Source organism: Celeribacter litoreus (assembly GCF_020165855.1).
GTDB lineage: Bacteria > Pseudomonadota > Alphaproteobacteria > Rhodobacterales > Rhodobacteraceae > Celeribacter > Celeribacter litoreus.
Genome location: NZ_JAIUFY010000001.1, coordinates 98,535 through 120,946, shown reverse-complemented (window position 1 = coordinate 120,946; position 22,412 = coordinate 98,535). Strand labels below are relative to the sequence as shown.

Below are 22,412 nucleotides of genomic sequence, written 5' to 3'. Positions count from 1 at the left end.
TCGAAAGGTACCGAACATGACCAAGTTTGATCAAAGCTGGGCCGCCAAAGAGGCCGCAAAACGCGAGTGGATGTCCGAACATTCGCTGTTCCGCGAAGATGACGAACACTCCTCCTGTGGTGTGGGTCTCGTCGTTTCTGTGGACGGAACCAAATCCCGTAAAGTCGTAGAGAACGGCATTACGGCACTGAAAGCGATCTGGCACCGTGGTGCTGTCGATGCCGACGGTAAAACCGGCGACGGCGCAGGCATTCACGTGCAAATCCCGCACCACTTCTTCGGTGACCAAATCCGTCGCACTGGCCACGAGTCGCGTCAGGGCGAATTGCTCGCTGTGGGTCAGATCTTCCTCCCGCGCACCGATTTCGGCGCACAGGAAGCCTGCCGCACGATCGTCGAGACCGAAGTCCTGCGTATGGGCTACTACATCTACGGTTGGCGCCACGTTCCGGTGAATACCGAGTGCCTCGGCGACAAGGCAAACTCCACGCGTCCGGAGATCGAACAGATTCTTCTGTCCAACTCCAAAGGTGTAGACGAAGAGACGTTTGAGCGTGAGCTCTACGTCATCCGCCGCCGTATCGAGAAAGCTGCGCAAGCTGCTGGTGTTGGCCAGCTCTACATCTGTTCGCTGTCTTGCCGCTCCATCATCTACAAAGGCATGATGCTCGCCGAGCAGGTCGCTGAGTTCTACCCTGACCTTCAGGACGAGCGCTTCGAGTCCGCTTTCGCTATCTATCACCAGCGTTACTCCACCAACACCTTCCCGCAGTGGTGGCTCGCCCAGCCGTTCCGCATGCTCGCACACAACGGTGAGATCAACACGATCAAAGGCAACACCAACTGGATGAAGTCGCACGAAATTCGTATGGCGTCCTCCACGTTTGGCGAGATGGCTGAAGACATCAAACCGATCATCCCGCAGGGCTCCTCCGACTCCGCAGCGCTCGACGCTGTGTTCGAGGTGCTCGTGCGCGCCGGTCGTTCCGCCCCGATGGCGAAAACGATGCTGGTGCCGGAAGCTTGGTCCAAAAACGCCGAAGAACTCCCGCAGGCATGGCGCGACATGTATTCCTACGTGAACTCCGTGATGGAGCCGTGGGATGGTCCGGCTGCTCTTGCGATGACCGATGGTCGTTGGGTTTGCGCCGGTCTCGACCGGAACGGCCTGCGCCCGATGCGTTACGTTGTGACTGGCGACGGTCTCGTGATCGCGGGGTCCGAAGTTGGCATGGTGCCGACTGATGAAGCCACCGTTGTTGAAAAAGGCGCGCTCGGTCCGGGGCAGCTTCTTGCTGTCGATATGGCAGAGGGCAAACTCTACCACGACGTCGACATCAAAGACCGTCTCGCGAATTCCCAGCCGTTCGGCGAGTGGGTTGGCAAGATCAACGATCTCGACGACGAACTAACGGGTCTGACGGAAACGGTTCTCTACAAGGGCGCCGAGCTGAAAAAGCGTCAGATTGCAGCCGGTTACACGATTGAAGAGCTTGAGCAAATTCTCGCGCCAATGGCCGAGGATGGCAAAGAAGCGCTCGCCTCTATGGGTGACGACACGCCGTCTGCGGTTCTCTCCGAGAAATACCGCCCGCTGTCGCACTTCTTCCGCCAGAACTTCTCTCAGGTGACCAACCCGCCGATCGACTCCCTGCGCGAATACCGCGTGATGAGCCTGAAAACGCGTTTCGGGAACCTCAAGAACGTGCTCGACGAAGACAGCTCGCAGACCGAGATTCTCGTGCTCGAGAGCCCGTTTGTCGGCAATGCTCAGTTCGAGAAACTCAAAGAGCACTTCAACGCTCCGATGACGGAAATCGACTGTACGTTCCCTGTGAACGGTGGCGAAACCGCATTGCGCGAGGGTCTTGACCGTATCCGCGCAGAGGCTGAGGAAGCTGTGCGTTCCGGTGGTGGTCACATCATCCTGACCGATCAGGCTCAGGGCGAAGATCGCGTTGCCATGCCGATGATCCTCGCGACGTCTGCTGTGCACAGCTGGCTGACCCGCAAGGGCCTCCGCACGTTCTGCTCGCTGGGTGTTCGCTCTGCCGAATGTATCGACCCGCATTATTTCGCGGTTCTGATCGGCTGTGGCGCAACCATCGTGAACGCCTACCTCGCCGAGGACAGCCTCGCCGACCGTATCGAACGTGGTCTTCTCGACATGACGCTGACCGAGGCCGTGGCCCGTTACCGCGCCTCTGTCGATGCTGGCCTGCTCAAGATCATGGCGAAGATGGGGATCTCTGTGATTTCCTCCTACCGTGGTGGTCTGAACTTCGAGGCTGTGGGTCTGTCCCGCGCGATGGTCGCCGAGTTCTTCCCGGGCATGCACTCCCGTATCTCCGGAATCGGTGTGAACGGCATCCAGAAGAAACTCGAAGCCGTGCACAAGCAGGGCTGGCTCGGTGGCAACACGCTCCCGATCGGTGGTTTCTACAAAGCCCGCAAGTCCGGCGAGACCCACGCGTGGGAAGCGCAGTCGATGCACATGCTGCAATCGGCCTGTGATCGTGCATCCTACGAGATGTGGAAGCAGTACTCCGCGAAAATGCGGGCGATGCCGCCGATCCACTTGCGTGACCTTCTGGACTTCAAAGCCATTGGCAAGCCGGTTCCGATTGAGGAAGTGGAATCCATCACCTCGATCCGCAAGCGTTTCGTGACGCCGGGCATGTCCCTCGGTGCGCTCTCTCCGGAAGCACACCGCACACTGTCCATCGCCATGAACCGCATCGGCGCGAAATCGGACTCCGGTGAAGGTGGCGAGAGCCCCGATGACTTCACGCCGGAACCGAATGGCGACAACGCTTCTGCGAAGATCAAACAGGTGGCTTCCGGTCGCTTTGGTGTGACGGCTGAATATCTCCTGCACTGTGAAGAGCTCGAGATCAAAGTCGCTCAGGGTGCCAAGCCGGGTGAGGGCGGTCAGCTTCCGGGCATGAAGGTTACCGACCTGATTGCGAAGCTGCGTCACTCCACCAAAGGTGTGACCCTGATCTCGCCGCCGCCGCACCACGACATCTACTCGATCGAAGATCTTGCCCAGCTGATCTACGACCTCAAGCAGATCAACCCGAAGGCAAAAGTCACCGTGAAACTGGTGGCCTCCTCCGGTGTCGGCACGATTGCAGCCGGTGTTGCGAAGGCGAAAGCGGACATCATCCTGATCTCCGGTCACAACGGTGGCACGGGCGCATCTCCGGCGACCTCGATCAAATTCGCGGGTCTTCCGTGGGAGATGGGCCTCACCGAGGCGCATCAGGTTCTCGCAATGAACAACCTGCGTGATCGCGTGACGCTCCGCACGGACGGTGGTCTGCGCACCGGTCGTGACATCGTCATGGCTGCGATGATGGGTGCCGAGGAATACGGCATCGGCACCGCTGCACTGATCGCTATGGGCTGTATCATGGTGCGTCAGTGTCAGTCGAACACCTGTCCGGTGGGCGTCTGTACTCAAGACGACAGCCTCCGTGCAAAGTTCTCCGGCAACGCGGACAAAGTGGTCAACCTGATCACCTTCTACGCACAGGAAGTGCGTGAACTGCTCGCGCAACTCGGTGCTCGTTCGCTCGATGAGGTGATCGGTCGCGCTGACCTGCTCACGCAGGTCTCCCGTGGCTCCGCGCACCTCGACGATCTCGATCTGAACCCGCTTCTTATCTCCGTCGATGGCGCAGACAAGATCGTCTACGACCGCTCCAAGCCGCGTAATGCGGTTCCGGATACGCTCGATGCGCAGATTGTGTCTGATGCAGCGCGCTTCCTGAACGACGGCGAGAAGATGCAACTGTCCTACGCGGTGCAGAACACGCTCCGCACCATCGGGACGCGCACCTCTTCGCACATCGTGCAGAACTTCGGCATGCGGAACGATCTCCAGCCGGACCACCTGACCGTCAAACTGACGGGCTCCGCAGGTCAGTCCCTCGGTGCATTTGCGGCTCCGGGCCTGAAGATCGAAGTCTCCGGTGACGCCAACGACTATGTCGGCAAGGGCCTCTCCGGTGGCACTGTGGTCGTGCGTCCTCCGATGCACTCGCCGCTTGAAGCTGCCGAGAATACGATCATCGGCAACACCGTGCTATACGGTGCGACGGATGGCTATCTGTTCGCCGCAGGCCGTGCAGGTGAGCGTTTCGCAGTGCGGAACTCCGGTGCGAAAGTCGTGATCGAGGGCTGTGGCTCCAACGGTTGTGAATATATGACCGGCGGTGTGGCTGTCATCCTCGGATCGATCGGCGCCAACTTTGGCGCAGGTATGACGGGCGGTATGGCCTACCTCTACGATCCGGAAGGCGTTGCCTCCAACCTGATCAACCCGGAAACCCTCGTGACCTGCACTGTCGGTGTGGATCACTGGGAGAACGAGCTGAAGGACCTGGTCGAACGTCACGCGAAAGAGACGCACTCGATCAAAGCGAAAGCGATCCTTGATCATTGGGAAGAGGAGAAAGGCAACTTCCTCCAGATCTGCCCGAAAGAGATGCTCGTGCATTTGCCGGCGCCTCTCAGCCTCGAAAAAGGCGCTATTCCGGCGGAATGATCTACGCCTGAAAGAATTGAAAAGCCCTCGGGAAACCGGGGGCTTTTTCTTTGAGGGAACGCAGAGGCTTGACCTCACCATGTGCCACATGGTTCCTCATGCCCATGGCAAAGAAGACCAAGAGCACCCCAAAGACAAAACAACGCGGATTGTTTCGCCGAGTGATGCGCCGCGTCATGCAGTTCGGCGCCGCAGTCGTTGTCTTGTTCTTTGCGTGGATCCTTCTGTATTCTGTGATCCCCGTCCCCGCGACGCCCTACATGCTCGCGGAATCGATGCGGCGCGGTGAGAGCGTTGACTACCGGTGGACGCCGATTGATCAGATGTCTCCGCATCTCGCCCGCTCTGCGGTCGCCGCCGAAGACGCAAATTTCTGCCTTCACTGGGGGTTCGATATGGATGCAATCCGCGATGCGATCTCTGATGGCGGTTCGCGCGGGGCGTCGACAATTTCGCAACAGACTGTGAAGAACACGTTTCTCTGGCATGGTCGGAGCTGGCCGCGAAAGGCACTTGAGGCTCTGATCACGCCTGTGGTGGAGCTCACTTGGAGCAAAAAGCGCATTCTCGAGGTCTATCTGAACATCGCGGAATTCGACGCAGGGATTTTCGGGGCGGAGGCGGCGGCGCGCCACTACTTCGGAGTGGGACCGGAAGAGCTCACTGCGCGGCAAGCCGGGCAACTCGCGGCTGTTTTGCCCGCGCCCAAAGATCGTGACGCGGGCAAACCTGGCCCGTTCGTTCGGCGGAGAGCTGCCGAAGTGATGGATGGGGCCGCGACAATCGAGCGTGACGGCCGCGCTGCCTGTTTCGAGGATTGAACTGTGTTCTGCCATGCGGCAATTAGGACAAAAACGCGAGTAGTGAGAATGATCCGACTATACCATGTCCCCCTTTCCCCCTTCTGTCGCAAAGTGCGTCTGTGTCTCGCCGAGAAGAAGATCGAAGTGGAATTGGTGGAAGAGCGCTACTGGGAGCAGGACGCCGATTTCATGCGCCGCAACCCAGCGGGCAAGGTGCCGGTTTTGCGGATTGACGACATGAACCTCTCGGAAAGTTCGCCGATCTGTGAGTATCTCGAAGAACGCTATCCCACGCCCCCGCTCATGCCGCAGGATCCGGAGGGGCGGTATGAAGTGCGTCGCCTCGTTGCGTGGTTCGATGACAAGTTCCACCATGAGGTGACGTCGAAACTGCTTTACGAGCGGGTTAACCGGAAGCTGATGAAAACGGGCTATCCCGTGGCTGCGAATGTGAAGTCGGGTGCGAAGGCGATAAAATACCATCTCGACTATATGGCGTGGCTGCTCGACCGGCGTCGGTGGCTTGCCGGGGATCAGATGAGCCTCGCAGACTTTGCAGCGGCGGCGCATTTGTCGTCTCTGGATTATACGTCCGATGTGGACTGGAACCGTCATGACGTGGTGAAGGACTGGTATGCGAAAATCAAATCGCGTCCGGCGTTCCGGTCTCTTCTCGCGGATCAGGTGGCGAGTTTTCCCCCTCCAGCCCATTACACTGATCTCGATTTTTAAGGGGTGTTCGGGGGCTGTCTGCCCCCCTTGCCCTTCGGGCAATTCCCCCCGAGGATATTTCCGGACAAAAGAAGGGGGCGACTGTGCCCGGTTTGGATAAGGAAGTCGTGCGCGCGCGGGCTTTGGAAGAGGGGTTTTCCAAGGCCGGATTTGCACGTCCTGATTTGCCCGGTGTGATGGATCGGCTCGAGGCCTTTGTCGGCGAGGGGCGGCATGGGCAGATGTCATGGATGGAAGAGCGAATGTCGTGGCGGGGGGACCCGACCGCGCTCTGGCCCGAGGCGAAGTCCGTCATCATGCTGGCGGAGACTTATACGCCGGATGTTGACCCTATGGCGCTCATAAATAGACCCGAACACGGCGCAATTTCGGTCTATGCACGCAATCGGGATTATCATGACATCGTTAAGAAGCGGCTCAAGCGGCTCGGGCGGTGGCTGATTGAGCAGGCCGGACCGGAGACGGAAATTAAGGTTTTCGTCGATACGGCTCCGGTCATGGAGAAGCCCTTGGCCGCGAAGGCGGGGCTTGGGTGGCAGGGGAAGCACACCAATCTTTTGTCGCGTGATTTGGGGAACTGGTTTTTCCTCGGGGCGATTTTCACGACCCACGCGTTCGAGCCTGATGATTCTGCACGGGAGAATTGCGGGTCGTGTCGTTCCTGCCTGGATGCGTGTCCGACCGATGCCTTTCCGGCCCCCTTCCAGATCGATGCGCGACGCTGTGTCTCCTATCTGACGATCGAGCATCACGGGCCTGTTGATGTCGAGTTGCGTGAAAAGCTCGGGAACCGGATTTATGGGTGTGATGATTGCCTCGCGGCCTGCCCGTGGAACAAGTTCGCGGCAGAGACGCGGGACATCCGGCTCGCCGCGCGGGAGGATTTGATTGATCCGCCCCTTGCGGAGTTGGGGCAGCTTGATGATGCGGCGTTTCGGACGAAGTTTTCGGGCTCTCCGATCAAGCGGATCGGGCGGGATAGGTTCGTTCGCAATGTCCTCTATGCGATCGGAAATTCGGGTTCCGAAGCACTTTGTGAGGTTGCGCGCGGGCTGTGCGATGATGCCGACGCTACAGTGCGAGATGCCGCACGTTGGGCCGTTGCCCGTCTTACAAAACTGTGAGATTTGTCCCGCGTTCCCAGACGATTTGGAGAGTAGCGGATGGATCCTTTTCGCGGCATTGCCCTGAAACTTGGTTCAGTGATGTGCTTCGTTGTAATGGCGGCGCTGATTAAGGCGGCGAGTGATGAGGTGCCACCGGGGGAGGCGGTCTTTTTTCGATCCTTTTTTGCGTTGCCGGTGATTTTTATCTGGCTCGCCCGTCGCGGGGAGTTTCGCACCGGGCTCAAAGTCAGATCACCTATGGGCCACGTTTGGCGCGGGATGATCGGGGCGAGCGCGATGTTTTTGAACTTCTTCGCTCTTGCGTTGCTGCCTCTGCCCGAGGCGACCGTTATCGGATATGCGGCGCCTCTGCTTCTGGTCATCTTCGCCGCAATGTTCGCGGGTGAGGATGTCCGACTGTTCCGGTTTTCTGCGGTCTTTGCAGGTCTGGTCGGCGTGGTCATCGTAATGATGCCGCGGATCACTGTGTTTAACGGCGCCCCTGACCCGAGAGAGCAATTGGGGGCGATGGTTGCGCTTGGTGGTGCGTGTCTTGCTGCAATCGTTCAGTTGCATGTGCGTAATATGGTCAAGACGGAGTCGACCACGTCGATTGTCTTCTGGTTCTCCATGTCCTGCACTGTTGCCGGGCTTTTGACGATTCCCTTTACGCCGTGGGTGCTCCCCTCGATGGAAGTCGCGCTTTACTTGATACTTGGAGGTTTGATCGGAGGCGTTGCTCAGGTGTTTTTGACGTCCTGCTATCGCTATGCGGATGCATCTCTCCTCGCGCCGTTTGACTATGCGTCGATGATCTTTGCCTTGGTGATCGGGTATGTGGTCTTTGGCGATACACCGACAATCCCGATGCTCATCGGGGCACTCATTGTGATTTCGGCTGGGGTCGCGATCATTTTGCGGGAGAGGGCGCTCGGGTTGAGTGCGTCGCGACGCAAGAAAGCGGATGCGCTTTAACGAGTGCGGGTGTCTCTACTCTAGGATCCGGTACCAGAAGCCGCGCCGATACTCTTCGCGACGGGTTTCTTCGAGGATGATCGCCTGCCGTTGGGCGACGACCATGCGCGCGGCCTCGGTCGCGGCGATCACGCCCTCGGCTGCTCGGTTCGCGGGAAATGGGCCAATCCTGCTTTCCCCGACAATGTAGGTAATGTTCACAGCCCTGCTGCCTTTGATGGTTCGGAATTGCACCTGAACATCGGTCTCCAAACGGGAGAATGTAATCTCAAGGGCGGCTTTGTATTCGGACTGGGGAGAGGCGCTCTCTGCCTCTGTGCCGATCTCGACGAGCGCGATAATGGCGCTTTTGTCGTTGATTTGTCCGGCTTCGATCAGGCGCTCGAAGGTGATGCCAAGCGGGCGGAGCGATGGGTTGCCGGTGATCAGGTAGGCAATGAGGGACATGACCGCCGGTGTCACGATGAAGATCGTGAGAAGACCGATAAGGATGGAGTCTTTTTTACTGACCATCGGGTGCCTCCCGCCAATTGCCTGAGCGCACATTGGCAGGAAGCTCTTAGTTTGGAGTTAAGATCAGCTCCGGACGAGTTTCTCGTAATCCTCGGAGATTTCGCGGGTGAGCGCGCCGACCTCGAACATGTAGTCGCCGATCTGGCCAACCGGCGTGACTTCTGCGGCTGTGCCGGTGAGGAAGCACTGCTCGAACCCTTCAAGTTCTTCAGGGCTGATGCGGCGTTCAACGACGTTGATGCCTTTGTCTTTGAGCATGCCAATGACGGTCTGGCGGGTGATGCCGTTCAGGATCGCGTCTGGGATCGGAGTGTGCACTTCGCCGTCTTTGACGAAGAAGATGTTCGCGCCGGTCGCCTCGGCCACGTAGCCGCGGTAGTCCATGAACAGAGCATCGGAACAGCCTTTTGCCTCGGCAGCGTGCTTGGACATGGTGCAGATCATATAGAGTCCGGCGGCCTTGGCAGACGTCGGGATAGTTTCCGGAGACGGGCGCTTCCATTTCGCGATGTCTAGTTTCGCGCCTTTGGTCTTGGCGTCGCCATAGTAGGCGCCCCATTCCCAGCCAGCGACAGCCATGCGGACAGGGTTGCGATTGGCGGCAACACCCATGTCCTCGCCAGCGCTGCGCCATGCGATCACGCGCACGTAGGCGTCGGTCCAGCCGTTGGCAGCGAGCATGTCATATTTCGCCTTCTCGATTTCCTCGACGGTGTAGGGGATCGGCATGTCGAGAAGTTCGCCGGATTTTAGCAGGCGTTCGGAGTGCTCGACGGATTTGAAGATTTTGCCGTTGTAGCAACGTTCGCCTTCGAACACGGAGGAGGCATAGTGCATGGCGTGAGTAAGGATATGGACTTTCGCGTCGCGCCAGTCGACGAGTTCGCCATCCATCCAGATTTTACCGTCGCGATCTTCGTAGCTTCCGGTCATGAAAACCTCCTCATGCTTTTGCTCCCCTTATCAGGAAATTGCGCCATCGAATTGTAAGGGGGAGTATTGTTGCGCGAAATCCTGGTTTCGCTATCAATTCAATCTTGGAATGTCAATAACACTGACTTAAAGTGGTCGGAGTTTGAACGCAGGCGAAGACAGGGCGGACTATGGCGGAGAACAAGGCAGGTGGCGGTAGCGGCGGAGAAGCCCTGCTTTTTCTGACGGATGAGCAGCTTCGCAAAGGGATTGAGGCGATGTTTTTCGCCTATCGCGGCTTTACTGCAGACCCGGACCGCATTCTGGAGAAATACGGATACGGTCGGGCGCATCACCGTGCAGTTCACTTCATCGGGCGTACGCCTGGCACAAATGTGAACAACCTGCTCAGCATCCTAGGTGTGACCAAACAATCGCTGAACCGTGTGCTCCGCGCACTGATTGAGGACGGTCTTGTCGAAAGTCGTGTTGGCACACAAGACAAACGAGAAAGACATCTCTATCTTACCGAGAGCGGCAAGGCATTGGAGGCGGAATTATCCGAAGCTCAACGCGCGCGGATGCGTGCGGCCTACCGCGAGGCGGGGCATGAAGCGGTCGCCGGGTTCCGGAAAGTTCTGGAGGCAATGATGGACCCGGATCAAGTCGTTCATTTCAACGCCATGTCGGTGAAGGAGGAGTAGGCTTGAGCGGTGAAATCCATCTGCTGATCGTTGATGACGATGCGCGGATCAGGGGGTTGTTACAAAAGTTTCTGATCCGGCACGGGTTTTGTGTCACAGCCGCACGCGATGCGGCCCATGCGCGTCGTCTCTTGGCTGGGCTGGAGTTCGACATGATCGTGCTCGATGTGATGATGCCGGGAGAGGACGGGATCAGCCTTACGCAAGATCTGCGTAAAACCATCTCCACGCCGATCATGTTGCTCACGGCGAAGGGCGAAACCGAAGACCGGATCAAAGGTCTTGAGGCCGGGGCAGATGACTATCTGTCGAAACCATTTGAGCCGAAAGAACTCCTCCTGCGGATCAACGCCGTATTGCGCCGGATGCCACAAATCGAACCCGAAGAGGTCGGTCCCAAATTCCTCCATCTCGGAAAATTCCGCTATGACACGGAACGCGGTGAGCTTTGGGAGGGTGAAGAGGTCGTGCGCCTGACGGGAACCGAGTCGCAGCTCATGAAGATTTTCGTTTCCGATCCGGGCGAGCCGTTCACCCGTGCCCAACTCGTGGAGCGTCTTGGGCGGGATGGCGGTCAGGCACAGGAGCGCGCTGTTGACGTCCAGATCACGCGCTTGCGCCGCAAGATCGAAGATGACCCGCGCCAACCTAGGTATCTGCAGACCGTCCGTGGCGCAGGATATATGCTCACGCCGGAATGATGTGGCACAGGGGAACTGGTCATTCCCCCCGACTTTCCTATATGCAGGTCCAGTAACAAACGGGAGCCGTGAAATGAGCGAGAATAAGGTCGAAGACATGTCCTTTGAACAGGCCATGACCGAGCTCGATCAGGTCGTCAGCAAGCTGGAACGCGGGGACGTGGCGCTGGAAGACAGCATCACGCTCTATGAACGCGGGGCCAAGTTGAAGGCGCATTGCGAAGCCAAGCTCAAGGAAGCCGAGGAGAAGGTCGAGAAGATTACCATCGGCCCCGACGGGCAGGCTGCCGGCACGACAAAAACCGAAGGCCTCTGATGCAAGACGACCTGGCGCGGTGCAAGGCGGCTGTGACCGCCTGTTTCGAGACGGTATTTGCGCCGTTGGGCTCTCTCCCCGTCGAAGAGGGGATGCGGTATGCGCTCAATGGTGGCAAGCGGCTGCGCGCGTTTCTCGTGATGGAGGGCGCGGCGCTCTATGGCGTTTCTGCGAAAACCTCCGTTTGGGCGGCGGCTTCCATTGAGGCGCTCCATGCCTATAGCCTCGTACACGATGATCTTCCCTGCATGGATGACGACGACCTGCGACGCGGCCAGCCGACGGTGCACAAGCGCTGGGATGAGGCCACGGCGGTCCTCGTCGGAGATGCGCTTCAGACCCTGTCGTTTGACCTCTTGACCCGCCCCGAATTCGACGTTTCGAGCGGTGTTCGGGTCGAATTGATGCGCACGTTGGCGCAGTCTTCGGGCGTTCAGGGGATGGTCTTGGGCCAAGCTCTCGACATCGCGGCCGAGACGGCGGCCACGCCGCTTGATTTGGCGGAAATTACCCTCCTTCAGAACAAGAAAACCGGCGCGCTGATTGAATGGTCGGCCTGTGCTGGGCCACGGATGGCGGAGGCGGATACAGCGCCGCTCGCGGCCTATGCCAAGGCGCTCGGACTTGCCTTTCAGATTCAGGATGACATCTTGGATGTAGAGGGCGATGTGACGAAGACCGGCAAAGCCGTCGGGAAAGACGCGGACGCGGGCAAAGCGACCTTTGTTTCTCTGCTGGGGTTGGACGCCGCGAAAGCACGTGCGCAAGATCTCGTGGATGAAGCCTGCGCCGCATTGTCCCCCTTTGGAACACGGGCGGAACCCTTGCGAGATGTCGCCCGCTTCGTTATCTCGCGAGAAACCTGAGAAAGCGAGACGCTATGTCTGATCATCGTCCAGCCACGCCCACGCTCGATCGCGTCAATGTCCCTGCGGACATGAAGACGCTCTCTGATGCGGACCTGAAACGCCTCGCGCATGAACTGCGCCAAGAGGTGATTTCTGCTGTTTCCGAAACGGGCGGGCATTTGGGGGCTGGTCTCGGCGTCGTGGAACTGACCGTCGCGCTGCACGCGGTGTTCGATACGCCGAAAGATCGGCTCATCTGGGACGTGTCGCACCAGTGTTATCCGCACAAAATTCTGACCGGTCGCCGTGATCGCATCCGCACCCTGCGGATGGAGGGCGGTCTGTCCGGTTTCACCAAGCGGTCCGAGAGCCCGTTTGATCCGTTTGGGGCAGGGCATAGTTCGACGTCTATCTCTGCCGCGCTCGGTTTTGCCGTGGCGCGCGATCTGGGTGGTGCGCCGGAGCACGGGATCGGCGATGCGATTGCGGTGATCGGCGACGGGTCCATGTCGGCGGGCATGGCGTTCGAGGCGATGAACAATGCCGGCCACCTCGGTAAGCGCCTGATCGTGATCCTCAACGACAATGAAATGTCGATTGCGCCGCCCACGGGGGCGCTCTCGTCCTACCTGACTCGCCTCTATTCCGGTGCTCCGTATCAGGAACTGAAAGCCGCCGCGAAGGGCGCGGTTTCGCTTCTCCCGCACCCTTTCCAAGAGGGTGCAAAACGTGCCAAGGAAATGCTTAAGGGCATGACGATCGGTGGCACGCTGTTCGAAGAGCTCGGCTTCTCCTATGTTGGTCCGATTGACGGGCACGACATGGACCAGTTGCTGAGCGTTCTGCGCACCGTCAAAGCGCGCTCGACTGGCCCGATCCTGATCCATGCGATCACGCAAAAGGGCAAAGGTTACGCACCCGCTGAGGGCCGTCCGGACAAGGGGCACGCTACCGCGAAGTTCAACGTGCAAACGGGTGAACAGAAGAAGGCGAAGTCCAATGCGCCGTCCTACACCTCTGTGTTTGCCAAGAGCCTCCTGCAAGAGGCCGAGACGGATGACAAGATCGTTGCTGTGACCGCCGCGATGCCGGATGGGACGGGCCTTGATCTCTTCGCCGAACGCTTCCCGTCGCGCTGTTTTGACGTCGGTATTGCGGAGCAGCACGGCGTGACATTTAGCGCGGGTTTGGCTGCGGGCGGGATGAAGCCGTTCTGTGCGATGTATTCGACCTTTCTTCAGCGCGGGTATGACCAAGTTGTCCACGACGTTGCGATTCAGCGTCTGCCTGTCCGCTTCGCGATTGACCGTGCGGGTCTCGTTGGGGCCGACGGCGCGACGCACGCGGGTGCGTTTGACATCGCATTTATGGCCAACCTGCCGGGAATGGTCGTGATGGCCGCCGCGGATGAAGCCGAACTCAAGCACATGGTCGCGACCTCCGTGGCCTATGATGATGGCCCGATCGCCTTCCGCTATCCGCGCGGTGAGGGCGTTGGCGTTCAGATGCCTGAGCGGGGCGAAGTCCTCGAAATCGGTAAGGGCCGTGTGGTGATGGAGGGCACGCGCGTTGCGCTTCTGTCTTTTGGCACGCGTCTCGAACATGCTCTCAAAGCCGCCGAGAACCTGAATGCGAAGGGCATTTCCTGCACTGTTGCGGATGCGCGCTTTGCCAAGCCGCTGGATCACGATTTGATTCGCGACCTCGCGAGCCAGCATGAGGCGCTGATCACACTCGAAGAGGGCTCTATCGGTGGGTTCGGGTCGCATGTGGCCGACTTCCTCGCAAATGAGGGGCTGTTCGATAACGGTCTGAAATTCCGCATGATGACTCTGCCGGATACCTTCATTGACCACGCGAGCCCTGACGCGATGTACAAAGTGGCCGCACTGAGCGCGTCTGACATCGAGACGAAGGTGCTCACGACCCTCGGTGTCGCGGACCTGTCGAGCAAGCGGGCCTAAGCCGCAATCTGCTGGCTCAACACGATTACCAGCCCTGCAAATGCCCCGATTGAGAGATAGCCGAGCAGGACCAGAAGTCCGTCTCGCACCATAAGGCCGAGCGCCATGAGACTGATCGCGGTGCAAGCGGCTGACGTGACCAAGGGCAACAGTTCCAGTGCCGGAATGGTGATCGCGATCAGCACCATCAATAGATAGGTCAGCCGATGCCACGGGCGCTTCGCGAGGAATGAGAGGCGCGTTTCCGTGCGCTCGTCGATCCAGTTTGCGGGTTTCTCGAGCCAATCGAGCGCTTTTTGCACCTTCTCGGACGGTAAATGTCGGCGGCGGATGAACTCTGGTAACCAGAGATGGTCCGTGCCGAGTACCGCCTGAAACGCGAAGAGAAAGATGATGATCGCACCGAAGGTCGGAAAACCGGGGATGCCGGAGATTGGCGACACTAGGATGAGGGCGGGCACAAGGACCGCAGGCGCAAAGGACGCGTGACCGATTTCGTCAAAGATCGCGTCGACGGACACACGGCCAACCTGATCATCCTGCGCAGCCTCAATGGCGCGCAAAATGTCGTTCACAGAGCGTGGTTCGTTCATGTCCTGTCCCTTCATGGTTCTTCACCAACGCATAAAGGAGCAAAAAGGTTCAGTTCGCGCGACTACGGCTCCAGCGCCAGAAGTGCTTTCAGACCTGTCTTGTAGTCCGGATAGAGCAGGGTGACGCCCAGCACATCCTTGATGCGGTCATTCCGCACCTTCTTGCTCTCTGCGTAGAAGCTCCGCGCCATTGGGGTCATATCGGCGGTCTCAAAAGGTTCTTCGGGCGGCAAAGGGAGGCCGAGCAGTTCGGCGGCATAGCCGATGACGTCTTGCGGCGGGACGGGGAGGTCGTCGCAGACATTGTAGATGCCGGCCTTTTCGGGCTGCTTCACGGAGGCCTCTAGCACACGCGCAATATCTTCGACATGTGTGCGGGAAAAGATTTGTCCCTCTTTGATGATCCGGCGAGCGGAGCCTGACCGAACCTTCGCAAATGGGCCGCGGCCGGGGCCGTAAATCCCCGCGAGGCGGAAGATAGAAAGCGGAAAACCGAGGTCTTCGGCGGCCTTTGTCCACTGAGTTTCGGCCGCGACACGCATCTGGCCACGCTTGGTGGCAGGGGTGAGGGGCGTGTTCTCATCCACCCAATCGCCGCCATGGTCGCCATAGACACCGGTGGTCGACAGATACCCGACCCACTCAAGATTGGGCGCCGCGCTGACCAGTTCGTCAAAATATTCACGGAGCAACGGATCGCCATCTTCACTTGGTGCTGCAGACATCAACAAATGCGTCGCAGCGCCGAATTTAGCCGGAATCGGGTCTACTCCGAGGATTACGGGGATCACACCGTCGGCTTTGAACTGTTCTGCCTTCTCTGGATTTCGGGTCGTCCCGTAGATGGTCCATCCTTCGGGCACGAGGAGGCGGGCGAGCGCCTGTGCGCTATATCCATGTCCAAACGAGAAGAGAGTTTTCTGTGTCATGTGTGAACCTTCCATGTCGTAGGGGCAGGAGCGCTTGCGTCCGTCTTTGACTTAGTCTCAACTGAGTGACGAGGCCCAAGTCGAATTACAAGTGTAAACGGTATCGCCCTAGCTAGGGCGGAACGGACAAAAAGGAAAAGAAATGAACAGCACATCGAAGAGCCTGAGCTTGGAAACGCCCCCAGCACGTGAGCCGAAACTTTTCTCGGACCCAGCGAAGGCCGTCGCATATCTCGAAGAGCTCTATGACGAAGCCTGTTCATTCCTGACCGACAAATTCTCTGCGGTGGCCGAAGGTGTGCAGCCAGAGTCCCGCTATCGGGCCTTTTACCCGGAGATTCGGGTCGAAACGACGTCCTATGCGACGATGGATAGCCGGCTGTCCTTTGGTCACGTGGCTAAGCCCGGAACCTATTCGACGACGATCACGCGGCCTGATCTTTTCCGGAACTACCTGCGCCAGCAGATCAAGCAGATCGTGCGCAACCACGGTGTCGAGGTTCTGATCGGTCCGTCGAAGACGCCGATGCCGATCCACTTTGCTGTGGCCTATAACGAAGAGATCACCGTGCCGCAGGAAGGCGCGTTGTCTTATCCGCTGCGCGACGTCTTTGATGTGCCAGACCTCTCGACGACGCACGACGATATCGTCAACGGATTCGACTATCTGCACACGGACGGATCGCACGCTCTCGCGCCCTTCACGGCGCAGCGTATTGATTACTCGCTGGCGCGGCTGTCCCACTACACGGCGACGGATGCGAGCCACTTCCAGAACCACGTGTTGTTCACCAACTACCAGTTCTACGTCTCCGAGTTCGAAGCCTACGCCCGCGCGATGCTCGCTGATCCCGCGAGTGGCTATACGAGTTTTGTCTCCACCGGGAATGTCGAGATTTTCGATGCGGACGCAGAAATTCCAGCCTCGGCCAAAATGCCGCAAATGCCGACCTATCACCTCAAACGTGCAGACGGGTCGGGGATCACCCTCGTGAATATCGGGGTGGGGCCGTCGAATGCGAAAACGGCCACGGACCACATTGCTGTTCTTCGCCCTCATGCGTGGATCATGGTCGGGCACTGCGCGGGTCTGAGGAATTCCCAGCGCTTGGGCGACTTCGTTCTGGCCCACGCCTATCTACGCGAGGATCACGTCCTTGATGACGACCTGCCGGTTTGGGTGCCGATTCCGGCGCTCGCTGAAATTCAAACTTCGCTCGAAGACGCGGTGGAAGAGGTGACCGAACTCGAAGGTTATGACCTCAAGCGGATCATGCGGACGGGTACTGTGGCGACCATCGACAACCGAAACTGGGAACTGCGTGATCAGTCGGGTCCGGTGCAGCGTCTCTCGCAATCACGGGCGATTGCACTCGACATGGAAAGCGCGACGATTGCGGCGAACGGCTTCCGGTTCCGTGTGCCCTACGGCACGCTTCTGTGTGTCTCGGATAAGCCGCTTCATGGTGAACTGAAGCTCCCCGGAATGGCCTCAGATTTCTACAAATCGCAGGTTTCGAGACATTTGAAGATCGGAATACGTGCAATGGAAATCCTCCGCGAGATGCCGATCGAGCGCATTCACAGCCGGAAATTGCGGTCGTTTGAGGAGACGGCTTTCCTATAAGCCACATTTTTTGCTCAAAATGCGTGAAAAAGCCCGCGTTTGCGACACTAGCCGTTGTGCGTCCTCTCAATATTCGCTTAAAAATGCGCAATAACCCCCTAAACCATGGGGGAATACGAGGAGTATACAGACATGTCGAAACCGATGACGAAGACCCAACTGATCGCTGCACTGGCCGAAGAAATGGGCACCGATAAAAAATCCGCAGGTAGCGCTCTCGAGGCTGTTACTGCTCTCATCACCCGCGAAGTTTCCGCTGGTGGCGCTGTGACCCTTCCGGGCGTTGGCAAAATCTATTGCCGTGAGCGTCCGGAGCGCATGGTCCGCAACCCGCAGACCGGCGACATGATGAAGAAAGACGCTGACAAGGTCGTGAAAATGACCATTGCAAAAGCGCTCAAAGACAGCGTCAACGGCTAAGCCTATACACGCTTTGAACGGGAGGGTCGCGCTGGTCGCGGCCCTTTCGCGTTTTTGGATGCTGTGAGCGGGAGCGGATATGGATTTCAAAGCGATCGTGATGGGAGTCGCATTTGTCCTGATGTGGTCATCGGCCTTTACCTCGGCGCGGATTATCGTCGCAGACGCTCCGGCGCTTGCGTCCCTAGCTGTCCGGTTTCTCCTGACTGGCACTGCGGGTGTCCTGATCGCAAAGGCGCTCGGCCAGTCGTGGAATTTCAGCAGGGCGCAGTGGAAGGGCATCATCATCTTTGGCCTATGCCAAAACGCGGCCTATCTCGGTCTCTATTTCCTCGCGATGCGTTCTGTCGAGGCGTCTCTCGCCTCTGTGCTCGCGTCCTCCATGCCGCTCGTGGTGGCGGCACTCTCCGTCCTCGTGCTCAAAGAGGTCCCCAAACCTCTTGCCCTGATCGGTCTTGTGATCGGTTTTGTAGGCGTCCTCGTGATCATGGGCACGCGCCTGTCGGCGGGCAGTGACCTTGTGGGGGTTCTTATGTGTGTCATCGGGACAGTTGCGCTTGCCGTTGCGACTTTGGCGGTGCGGACGACAGGTGCAGGAGGCAATGTTCTCATGGTCGTCGGGGTGCAGAGCTTTGTGGGCGCAATTGTCCTCGCCGCTCTTTCTCCAGTAATCGACACCTATGAGATGGTGTTCTCCGCCAAACTCGTTTGGGCCATGTTGTACACCACCTTTGTGCCTGGCCTTATGGCAACGTGGATTTGGTTCAAACTTGTCGAACGGATCGGCACCGTGAAAGCCTCCGCATTCCACTTTCTCAACCCGTTCTTTGGTGTCGCGATTGCGGCAGCTCTGCTCGGGGAGACCGTCGGCATTTGGGACGTCGCGGGCGTTCTGACCATCATGGTCGGCATACTCGCCGTTCAGATGTCCAAAGCGCGTTAATCTCTACAAGACGAAATACAGCACCAGATTGAGCGAGATAAACGCGCCCAGCGTGTTCAGCAGGATCGCGAGCGAGGCAAACGTGCCGCGCCCGACCTCTTGGGCAAAAACGGCGGCCAACGCCATGGTGGGTAGGGCTGAGGTGATGAGGAGCGCCTTGAACAAATCCGGCTCCAATTCGACCCCAAACTGGCCGAACAGTAGGATCAACCCGATCGCGGCCAAGGGCATGACCGCAAGCTTGATCATCCCCAATTGAGCGGCCAAAGGCAGGTTTCCGTCAAAGGACTGCCCAACCAAAGAACCCCCAATCACAAAAAGCGCGATGGCGGGTGCCGAGGCTCCAAGCAGTTTGAAAAACTGCAATCCGGCCTCTGGCAGAGGGGCGCCGAGGGCGGAAAATACGAGCCCCATCACAATTGCAATCATTAGGGGACGACGCGCGAGACCGATGAACACCTGCATCAAGCGTTGGCGCAGCGTGTGTCCGGTGTCTTCGCCGTTGCGGGCCAGTTCAAACAGAACGAGCGACAGAGGCACCAAAAGGATGTTTTCGACAAGCAGATTGAGCGCAAGTGCAACCCCAGCCTGTTCGGGTATCACGAGAAGAAAGATCGACGAGCCGATAAAGCCGGTGTTCGGGCAGGCAGAGACCATGACGGCCACGGCGCGCCGCAACGGGTCGGATTGCCGCGAAAACCACAGAAAGGCGACGGCCATCGGGATGAGCGCCGTTCCGGCATAGAGAATGAGGTAATTTGGATGGAATACGGTCGAGATCGACCGTGACGCAATAGCCGCAAAGATCAGCGACGGCAGCGCGATGTTCATCACCCAGAAACTGAACACGTCGAGTGCGGCGCGATTGAACACGCCTTTCGAGACCAGTGTGAACCCAAGGGCAATCAGCGCGAAAATGGGGAACGTGATGCCCAGAATCGTGACGAAGTCAGCCAATTTTTCCTCGGGTTCCTTCACCGACTTGTCCGCGATGCAGCAGGAGATGGTCGAGAATGACACAGGCCATCATGGCTTCACCGACGGGGACAGCGCGAATGCCGACACAGGGGTCATGGCGACCCTTCGTGATGAGATCGGTGTCTTTGCCCGATTTCGTCACGGTCTTGCGCGGTGTGAGGATGGAGGATGTCGGTTTCACCGCAAAGCGGACAACCACGTCCTGGCCTGTCGAAATGCCGCCAAGGATGCCACCGGCGCGGTTTGAGCCGTATTCTGGGCCGTTCGGTCCCATGCGCATCTCATCTGCGTTTTCTTCGCCCGTCAGGCAGGCCGCGTTCATGCCTTCGCCAATCTCGACGCCTTTGACCGCGTTGATCGACATCATCGCCGCTGCGAGGTCCGTGTCGAGCTTCGCATAGATTGGTGCGCCGAGACCCGCGGGAACGCCCTCTGCAGTGACTTCGCAGATGGCGCCAACAGAGGAGCCGCTTTTGCGGATGCCGTTGAGGTAGTCGGCCCAAGTCTCTGCCGTAGCAGCGGAGGGGACCCAGAACGGGTTGTTATTGATCTCGGCCATATCGCGTGGACCTTCGATCCCGTGCGGACCGATCTGCGTCATGTAGCCGGTGATTTTCAGATCCGGCACCAGTTGAGCCAGAACAGCGCGGGCGATACCGCCTGCCGCCACACGAGCGGCTGTTTCGCGGGCGGAGGAGCGTCCGCCACCGCGATAGTCGCGAATCCCGTATTTCTGCCAATAGGTGATGTCGGCGTGACCCGGGCGGAAGGCCTCTGCAATCTCGCCATAGTCTTTTGAACGCTGGTCCGTGTTTCGGATCATGAGCTGGATGGGCGTGCCGGTGGTCTTGCCTTCAAACACACCCGAGAGAATCTCGACCTGATCCGGTTCACGGCGTTGCGTCGTGAATTTCGAGGTGCCCGGCTTGCGCTTGTCGAGCCAGACCTGAAGCATCTCTTCGGAGATTTCGATGCCCGGAGGGCAGCCGTCAATCGTGGCGCCCAAGGCGGGGCCATGGCTCTCACCCCAGGTGGTGAAGCGGAAAAGATGTCCGAAAGTGTTCATGCTCATCGGGGACTCCTCAAATTTCCTCTGCTTTATCCGATGTTACATCTTTGAGCAAACAGTGCGTGTTCGAGGAGTTTCGCGCGACTGCGGCGGGGCGAAATTTGGGAAAATTCGGGATTCGTGAGAGAGTTGAGGGACAAATAGAGAAGTGGAATTTGAAAATGACTGCAACTGACACGACTCCGGGCCCGGATATGGGCGAGAAAAAAATGTCCCTTACTGTGAAAATTATGATCGGGATGGTCGCGGGTGTGATCCTCGGCGTAATCTTCAACATGATCGATAGCGCGTTCATCAACACGCACATCGTCGGCGGCCTTTTCGGCATGATCGGCAAGATGTTTGTCAACGCGCTTAAGATGCTTGTTGTGCCGCTCGTGTTCTTTTCCCTGCTGACTGGGGTGACGGGGATTGGTGACATTCGTCTGCTCGGGCGTGTGGGGGGCAAAAGTTTCGGCCTCTACCTCGCGACAACCGCGCTCGCGATCGGCGTCGCCATCATGCTCGCGCTCATTATCGGGCCGGGTAAGGGCTTTGACATGACGGGCGTTGAGGTCGGCGGGATCGAAGGAAAGGCCGCGCCGACCGTCTGGAACGTGTTTGCGGCGATTGTACCGACGAACCCGATAGCCGCGTTTGCGAGCGGCGAAATGCTCCAGATCATCTTCTACACCATCGTCCTTGGCGTGGCCGTGCTGATGCTCGGGAGCCGTTCTAAAGGGTTTGTGGAAGGCTGCGAATACATGAACGAGGTGATGATGAAGATCGTGACCATCGTCATGTCCGCCGCCCCCATTGGTGTTTTCTGTCTGATTACAAAGACATTCACAGAACAGGGGATCGAACTGTTCATTCCGGTTCTGGCCTATGTCTTTACCCTCACAGGCGCTTTGCTCCTGCACCTCTTTGTCACGCTGATGCTGATGCTCAAGCTGCTAACGGGTCTCAACCCTTTCACCTTCATGGCCAAGATTCGCCCCGCGCAAATGTTTGCGTTTTCGACCGCATCCTCGAATGCGACCATTCCGGTCACCCTGCGCTCGGTGACTGAGCGGATGGGTGTTGATAACTCCGTGGCGTCGTTCTGTGTGCCGTTTGGCGCGACGATCAATATGGACGGGACCGCGATTATGCAGGGTGTTGCGACTGTGTTCCTCGCGAATGTCTACGGTATCGAACTTGGACTCGTGGGCTATCTCACCGTGATCGCAATGGCAGTTCTCGCCTCCATCGGGACGGCGGGTGTGCCAGGTGTTGGCCTTGTCATGCTCACCATGGTGCTCGGTCAGGTTGGTCTGCCGATTGAGGGGATTGCCCTAATTCTCGGGGTCGACCGGTTGATGGATATGATCCGTACCGCCGTGAACATCACGGGCGACGCTGTCGTGACCACCATCGTTGCGAAAGGCGAAGGCAAAATTGATCTCGCGATCTTCTCGGATCCGGATGCGGGCGTTCTGACAGATGATGACATTCACATCGACGAAGCCGCAGAAGCCGAACTCGCCGTTGCAGCCCACAAGCACTAATCCCTCGCCCCCCGTGTTTTTCGGGGGGCTTGCACTTTTTACCAGAGACACATAGCTTCGCGCCTACCTCGGGGTGCCCGTGCTCGACACGGCTGAGATGCATTTTGCGAACCCGTTGAACCTGAACCGGCTAACACCGGCGGAGGGAAGGTATCAGCACTTGAACGCTGCCCTTTTTCTTCGCCCATATTGTATGGA

The 22,412-nt window shown here is 58.5% G+C and carries 20 protein-coding genes and 1 riboswitch; of the genes, 14 read left to right on the top strand and 6 right to left on the bottom strand.

What is annotated here, in order from left to right; all coding sequences use genetic code 11:
• The first annotated feature begins 16 nt into the window (after nucleotides 1–16).
• The 5 genes from gltB to LA304_RS00590 all read left to right on the top strand — a co-directional run bounded on the left by gltB (nucleotide 17) and on the right by LA304_RS00590 (nucleotide 8,168).
• Nucleotides 17–4,552 (top strand): glutamate synthase large subunit, encoded by a 4,536-nt coding sequence (gene gltB, locus LA304_RS00610; protein WP_224501179.1) that lies wholly within the window; start codon nucleotides 17–19, stop codon nucleotides 4,550–4,552.
• A 104-nt stretch (nucleotides 4,553–4,656) separates the two neighbouring features.
• Nucleotides 4,657–5,373: a monofunctional biosynthetic peptidoglycan transglycosylase gene (gene mtgA, locus LA304_RS00605; RefSeq protein WP_396022163.1), complete on the top strand. Its 717-nt coding sequence runs from the start codon at nucleotides 4,657–4,659 to the stop codon at nucleotides 5,371–5,373.
• A gap of 48 nt (nucleotides 5,374–5,421) precedes the next feature.
• The gene (fzlA, locus tag LA304_RS00600) at nucleotides 5,422–6,087 is read left to right on the top strand and encodes an FtsZ-binding protein FzlA (protein WP_224501177.1); all 666 of its coding nucleotides are present in this window, start codon (nucleotides 5,422–5,424) and stop codon (nucleotides 6,085–6,087) included.
• An 83-nt stretch (nucleotides 6,088–6,170) separates the two neighbouring features.
• On the top strand, nucleotides 6,171–7,211 hold the full coding sequence (gene queG, locus LA304_RS00595; protein ID WP_224501176.1) for a tRNA epoxyqueuosine(34) reductase QueG: 1,041 nt from the start codon (nucleotides 6,171–6,173) through the stop codon (nucleotides 7,209–7,211).
• A gap of 39 nt (nucleotides 7,212–7,250) precedes the next feature.
• On the top strand, nucleotides 7,251–8,168 hold the full coding sequence (locus tag LA304_RS00590) for a DMT family transporter (RefSeq protein WP_224501175.1): 918 nt from the start codon (nucleotides 7,251–7,253) through the stop codon (nucleotides 8,166–8,168).
• Between the two features lie 15 nt (nucleotides 8,169–8,183).
• Here LA304_RS00590 and LA304_RS00585 read toward each other — a convergent pair whose 3' ends face one another.
• Together LA304_RS00585 and LA304_RS00580 are read right to left on the bottom strand one after the other, a co-directional pair.
• A complete protein-coding gene (locus LA304_RS00585) occupies nucleotides 8,184–8,681 on the bottom strand; it encodes a hypothetical protein (protein ID WP_224501174.1) in 498 nt (165 codons plus the stop codon).
• 63 nt (nucleotides 8,682–8,744) lie between these two features.
• Nucleotides 8,745–9,614, bottom strand: a complete 870-nt coding sequence (locus tag LA304_RS00580) for a branched-chain amino acid aminotransferase (protein ID WP_224501173.1) — start codon at nucleotides 9,612–9,614, stop codon at nucleotides 8,745–8,747.
• A gap of 170 nt (nucleotides 9,615–9,784) precedes the next feature.
• On the opposite strand from LA304_RS00580, the gene LA304_RS00575 reads away from it, so the two are divergent.
• The 5 genes from LA304_RS00575 (at nucleotide 9,785) to dxs (ending at nucleotide 14,126) form a co-directional block, all read left to right on the top strand.
• Nucleotides 9,785–10,297, top strand: coding sequence for a MarR family winged helix-turn-helix transcriptional regulator (locus LA304_RS00575; RefSeq protein WP_224501172.1), 513 nt, complete (start codon nucleotides 9,785–9,787; stop codon nucleotides 10,295–10,297).
• Between the two features lie 2 nt (nucleotides 10,298–10,299).
• Complete coding sequence (locus LA304_RS00570; protein WP_224501171.1) at nucleotides 10,300–10,998, top strand: response regulator; 699 nt, start codon at nucleotides 10,300–10,302, stop codon at nucleotides 10,996–10,998.
• 73 nt (nucleotides 10,999–11,071) lie between these two features.
• On the top strand, nucleotides 11,072–11,314 hold the full coding sequence (locus LA304_RS00565; RefSeq protein ID WP_224501170.1) for an exodeoxyribonuclease VII small subunit: 243 nt from the start codon (nucleotides 11,072–11,074) through the stop codon (nucleotides 11,312–11,314).
• On the top strand, nucleotides 11,314–12,180 hold the full coding sequence (locus LA304_RS00560; RefSeq protein ID WP_224501169.1) for a polyprenyl synthetase family protein: 867 nt from the start codon (nucleotides 11,314–11,316) through the stop codon (nucleotides 12,178–12,180). Before LA304_RS00565 ends, LA304_RS00560 begins: the two co-directional genes overlap by 1 nt.
• A 14-nt stretch (nucleotides 12,181–12,194) precedes the next feature.
• Nucleotides 12,195–14,126 carry a 1-deoxy-D-xylulose-5-phosphate synthase gene (gene dxs, locus LA304_RS00555; protein WP_224501168.1) on the top strand — a complete coding sequence of 644 codons (1,932 nt, stop codon included), beginning with the start codon at nucleotides 12,195–12,197 and terminating at the stop codon, nucleotides 14,124–14,126.
• On the opposite strand, the gene LA304_RS00550 is transcribed toward dxs, so the two are convergent.
• Both LA304_RS00550 and LA304_RS00545 read right to left on the bottom strand, forming a co-directional pair.
• Nucleotides 14,123–14,719 (bottom strand): exopolysaccharide biosynthesis protein, encoded by a 597-nt coding sequence (locus tag LA304_RS00550; RefSeq protein WP_224501167.1) that lies wholly within the window; start codon nucleotides 14,717–14,719, stop codon nucleotides 14,123–14,125. The genes dxs and LA304_RS00550 overlap by 4 nt on opposite strands.
• Nucleotides 14,720–14,781: 62 nt before the next feature.
• Nucleotides 14,782–15,648 (bottom strand): SDR family oxidoreductase, encoded by an 867-nt coding sequence (locus tag LA304_RS00545; RefSeq protein WP_224501166.1) that lies wholly within the window; start codon nucleotides 15,646–15,648, stop codon nucleotides 14,782–14,784.
• 142 nt (nucleotides 15,649–15,790) lie between these two features.
• Here LA304_RS00545 and LA304_RS00540 point away from each other — a divergent pair, with 142 nt between their 5' ends.
• The 3 genes from LA304_RS00540 to LA304_RS00530 all read left to right on the top strand — a co-directional run bounded on the left by LA304_RS00540 (nucleotide 15,791) and on the right by LA304_RS00530 (nucleotide 18,638).
• On the top strand, nucleotides 15,791–17,275 hold the full coding sequence (locus LA304_RS00540; protein WP_224501165.1) for an AMP nucleosidase: 1,485 nt from the start codon (nucleotides 15,791–15,793) through the stop codon (nucleotides 17,273–17,275).
• 132 nt (nucleotides 17,276–17,407) lie between these two features.
• Nucleotides 17,408–17,695, top strand: coding sequence for an HU family DNA-binding protein (locus LA304_RS00535; protein ID WP_224501164.1), 288 nt, complete (start codon nucleotides 17,408–17,410; stop codon nucleotides 17,693–17,695).
• Nucleotides 17,696–17,774: 79 nt separating this feature from the next.
• Nucleotides 17,775–18,638 carry a DMT family transporter gene (locus tag LA304_RS00530; protein ID WP_224501163.1) on the top strand — a complete coding sequence of 288 codons (864 nt, stop codon included), beginning with the start codon at nucleotides 17,775–17,777 and terminating at the stop codon, nucleotides 18,636–18,638.
• Between the two features lie 3 nt (nucleotides 18,639–18,641).
• Here the strand turns inward: LA304_RS00530 and LA304_RS00525 are convergent, their stop codons facing one another.
• A complete protein-coding gene (locus LA304_RS00525; protein ID WP_224501162.1) occupies nucleotides 18,642–19,595 on the bottom strand; it encodes an AEC family transporter in 954 nt (317 codons plus the stop codon).
• Nucleotides 19,588–20,688 (bottom strand): chorismate synthase, encoded by a 1,101-nt coding sequence (gene aroC / locus LA304_RS00520; protein WP_224501161.1) that lies wholly within the window; start codon nucleotides 20,686–20,688, stop codon nucleotides 19,588–19,590. The genes LA304_RS00525 and aroC overlap by 8 nt, the downstream gene beginning before the upstream one ends.
• Before the next feature lie 206 nt (nucleotides 20,689–20,894).
• On the opposite strand from aroC, the gene LA304_RS00515 reads away from it, so the two are divergent.
• Complete coding sequence (locus LA304_RS00515; RefSeq protein WP_224501160.1) at nucleotides 20,895–22,214, top strand: dicarboxylate/amino acid:cation symporter; 1,320 nt, start codon at nucleotides 20,895–20,897, stop codon at nucleotides 22,212–22,214.
• A 59-nt stretch (nucleotides 22,215–22,273) separates the two neighbouring features.
• Nucleotides 22,274–22,379, top strand: a riboswitch (TPP riboswitch).
• Nucleotides 22,380–22,412: the final 33 nt, after the last annotated feature.

What these genes read in the sequence shown, in the direction of transcription:
- fzlA (WP_224501177.1), top strand. Translation starts at nt 5,422, where the DNA reads ATGATCCGACTATACCATGTCCCCCTTTCCCCCTTCTGTCGCAAAGTG.
- LA304_RS00535 (WP_224501164.1), top strand. Translation starts at nt 17,408, where the DNA reads ATGTCGAAACCGATGACGAAGACCCAACTGATCGCTGCACTGGCCGAA.
- LA304_RS00590 (WP_224501175.1), top strand. Translation starts at nt 7,251, where the DNA reads ATGGATCCTTTTCGCGGCATTGCCCTGAAACTTGGTTCAGTGATGTGC.
- LA304_RS00545 (WP_224501166.1), bottom strand. Translation starts at nt 15,648, where the DNA reads ATGACACAGAAAACTCTCTTCTCGTTTGGACATGGATATAGCGCACAG.
- LA304_RS00575 (WP_224501172.1), top strand. Translation starts at nt 9,785, where the DNA reads ATGGCGGAGAACAAGGCAGGTGGCGGTAGCGGCGGAGAAGCCCTGCTT.
- LA304_RS00560 (WP_224501169.1), top strand. Translation starts at nt 11,314, where the DNA reads ATGCAAGACGACCTGGCGCGGTGCAAGGCGGCTGTGACCGCCTGTTTC.
- LA304_RS00530 (WP_224501163.1), top strand. Translation starts at nt 17,775, where the DNA reads ATGGATTTCAAAGCGATCGTGATGGGAGTCGCATTTGTCCTGATGTGG.
- gltB (WP_224501179.1), top strand. Translation starts at nt 17, where the DNA reads ATGACCAAGTTTGATCAAAGCTGGGCCGCCAAAGAGGCCGCAAAACGC.
- LA304_RS00515 (WP_224501160.1), top strand. Translation starts at nt 20,895, where the DNA reads ATGTCCCTTACTGTGAAAATTATGATCGGGATGGTCGCGGGTGTGATC.
- LA304_RS00540 (WP_224501165.1), top strand. Translation starts at nt 15,791, where the DNA reads ATGAACAGCACATCGAAGAGCCTGAGCTTGGAAACGCCCCCAGCACGT.
- LA304_RS00580 (WP_224501173.1), bottom strand. Translation starts at nt 9,614, where the DNA reads ATGACCGGAAGCTACGAAGATCGCGACGGTAAAATCTGGATGGATGGC.
- mtgA (WP_396022163.1), top strand. Translation starts at nt 4,657, where the DNA reads ATGGCAAAGAAGACCAAGAGCACCCCAAAGACAAAACAACGCGGATTG.
- LA304_RS00550 (WP_224501167.1), bottom strand. Translation starts at nt 14,719, where the DNA reads ATGAACGAACCACGCTCTGTGAACGACATTTTGCGCGCCATTGAGGCT.
- dxs (WP_224501168.1), top strand. Translation starts at nt 12,195, where the DNA reads ATGTCTGATCATCGTCCAGCCACGCCCACGCTCGATCGCGTCAATGTC.
- LA304_RS00565 (WP_224501170.1), top strand. Translation starts at nt 11,072, where the DNA reads ATGAGCGAGAATAAGGTCGAAGACATGTCCTTTGAACAGGCCATGACC.
- aroC (WP_224501161.1), bottom strand. Translation starts at nt 20,688, where the DNA reads ATGAGCATGAACACTTTCGGACATCTTTTCCGCTTCACCACCTGGGGT.
- LA304_RS00585 (WP_224501174.1), bottom strand. Translation starts at nt 8,681, where the DNA reads ATGGTCAGTAAAAAAGACTCCATCCTTATCGGTCTTCTCACGATCTTC.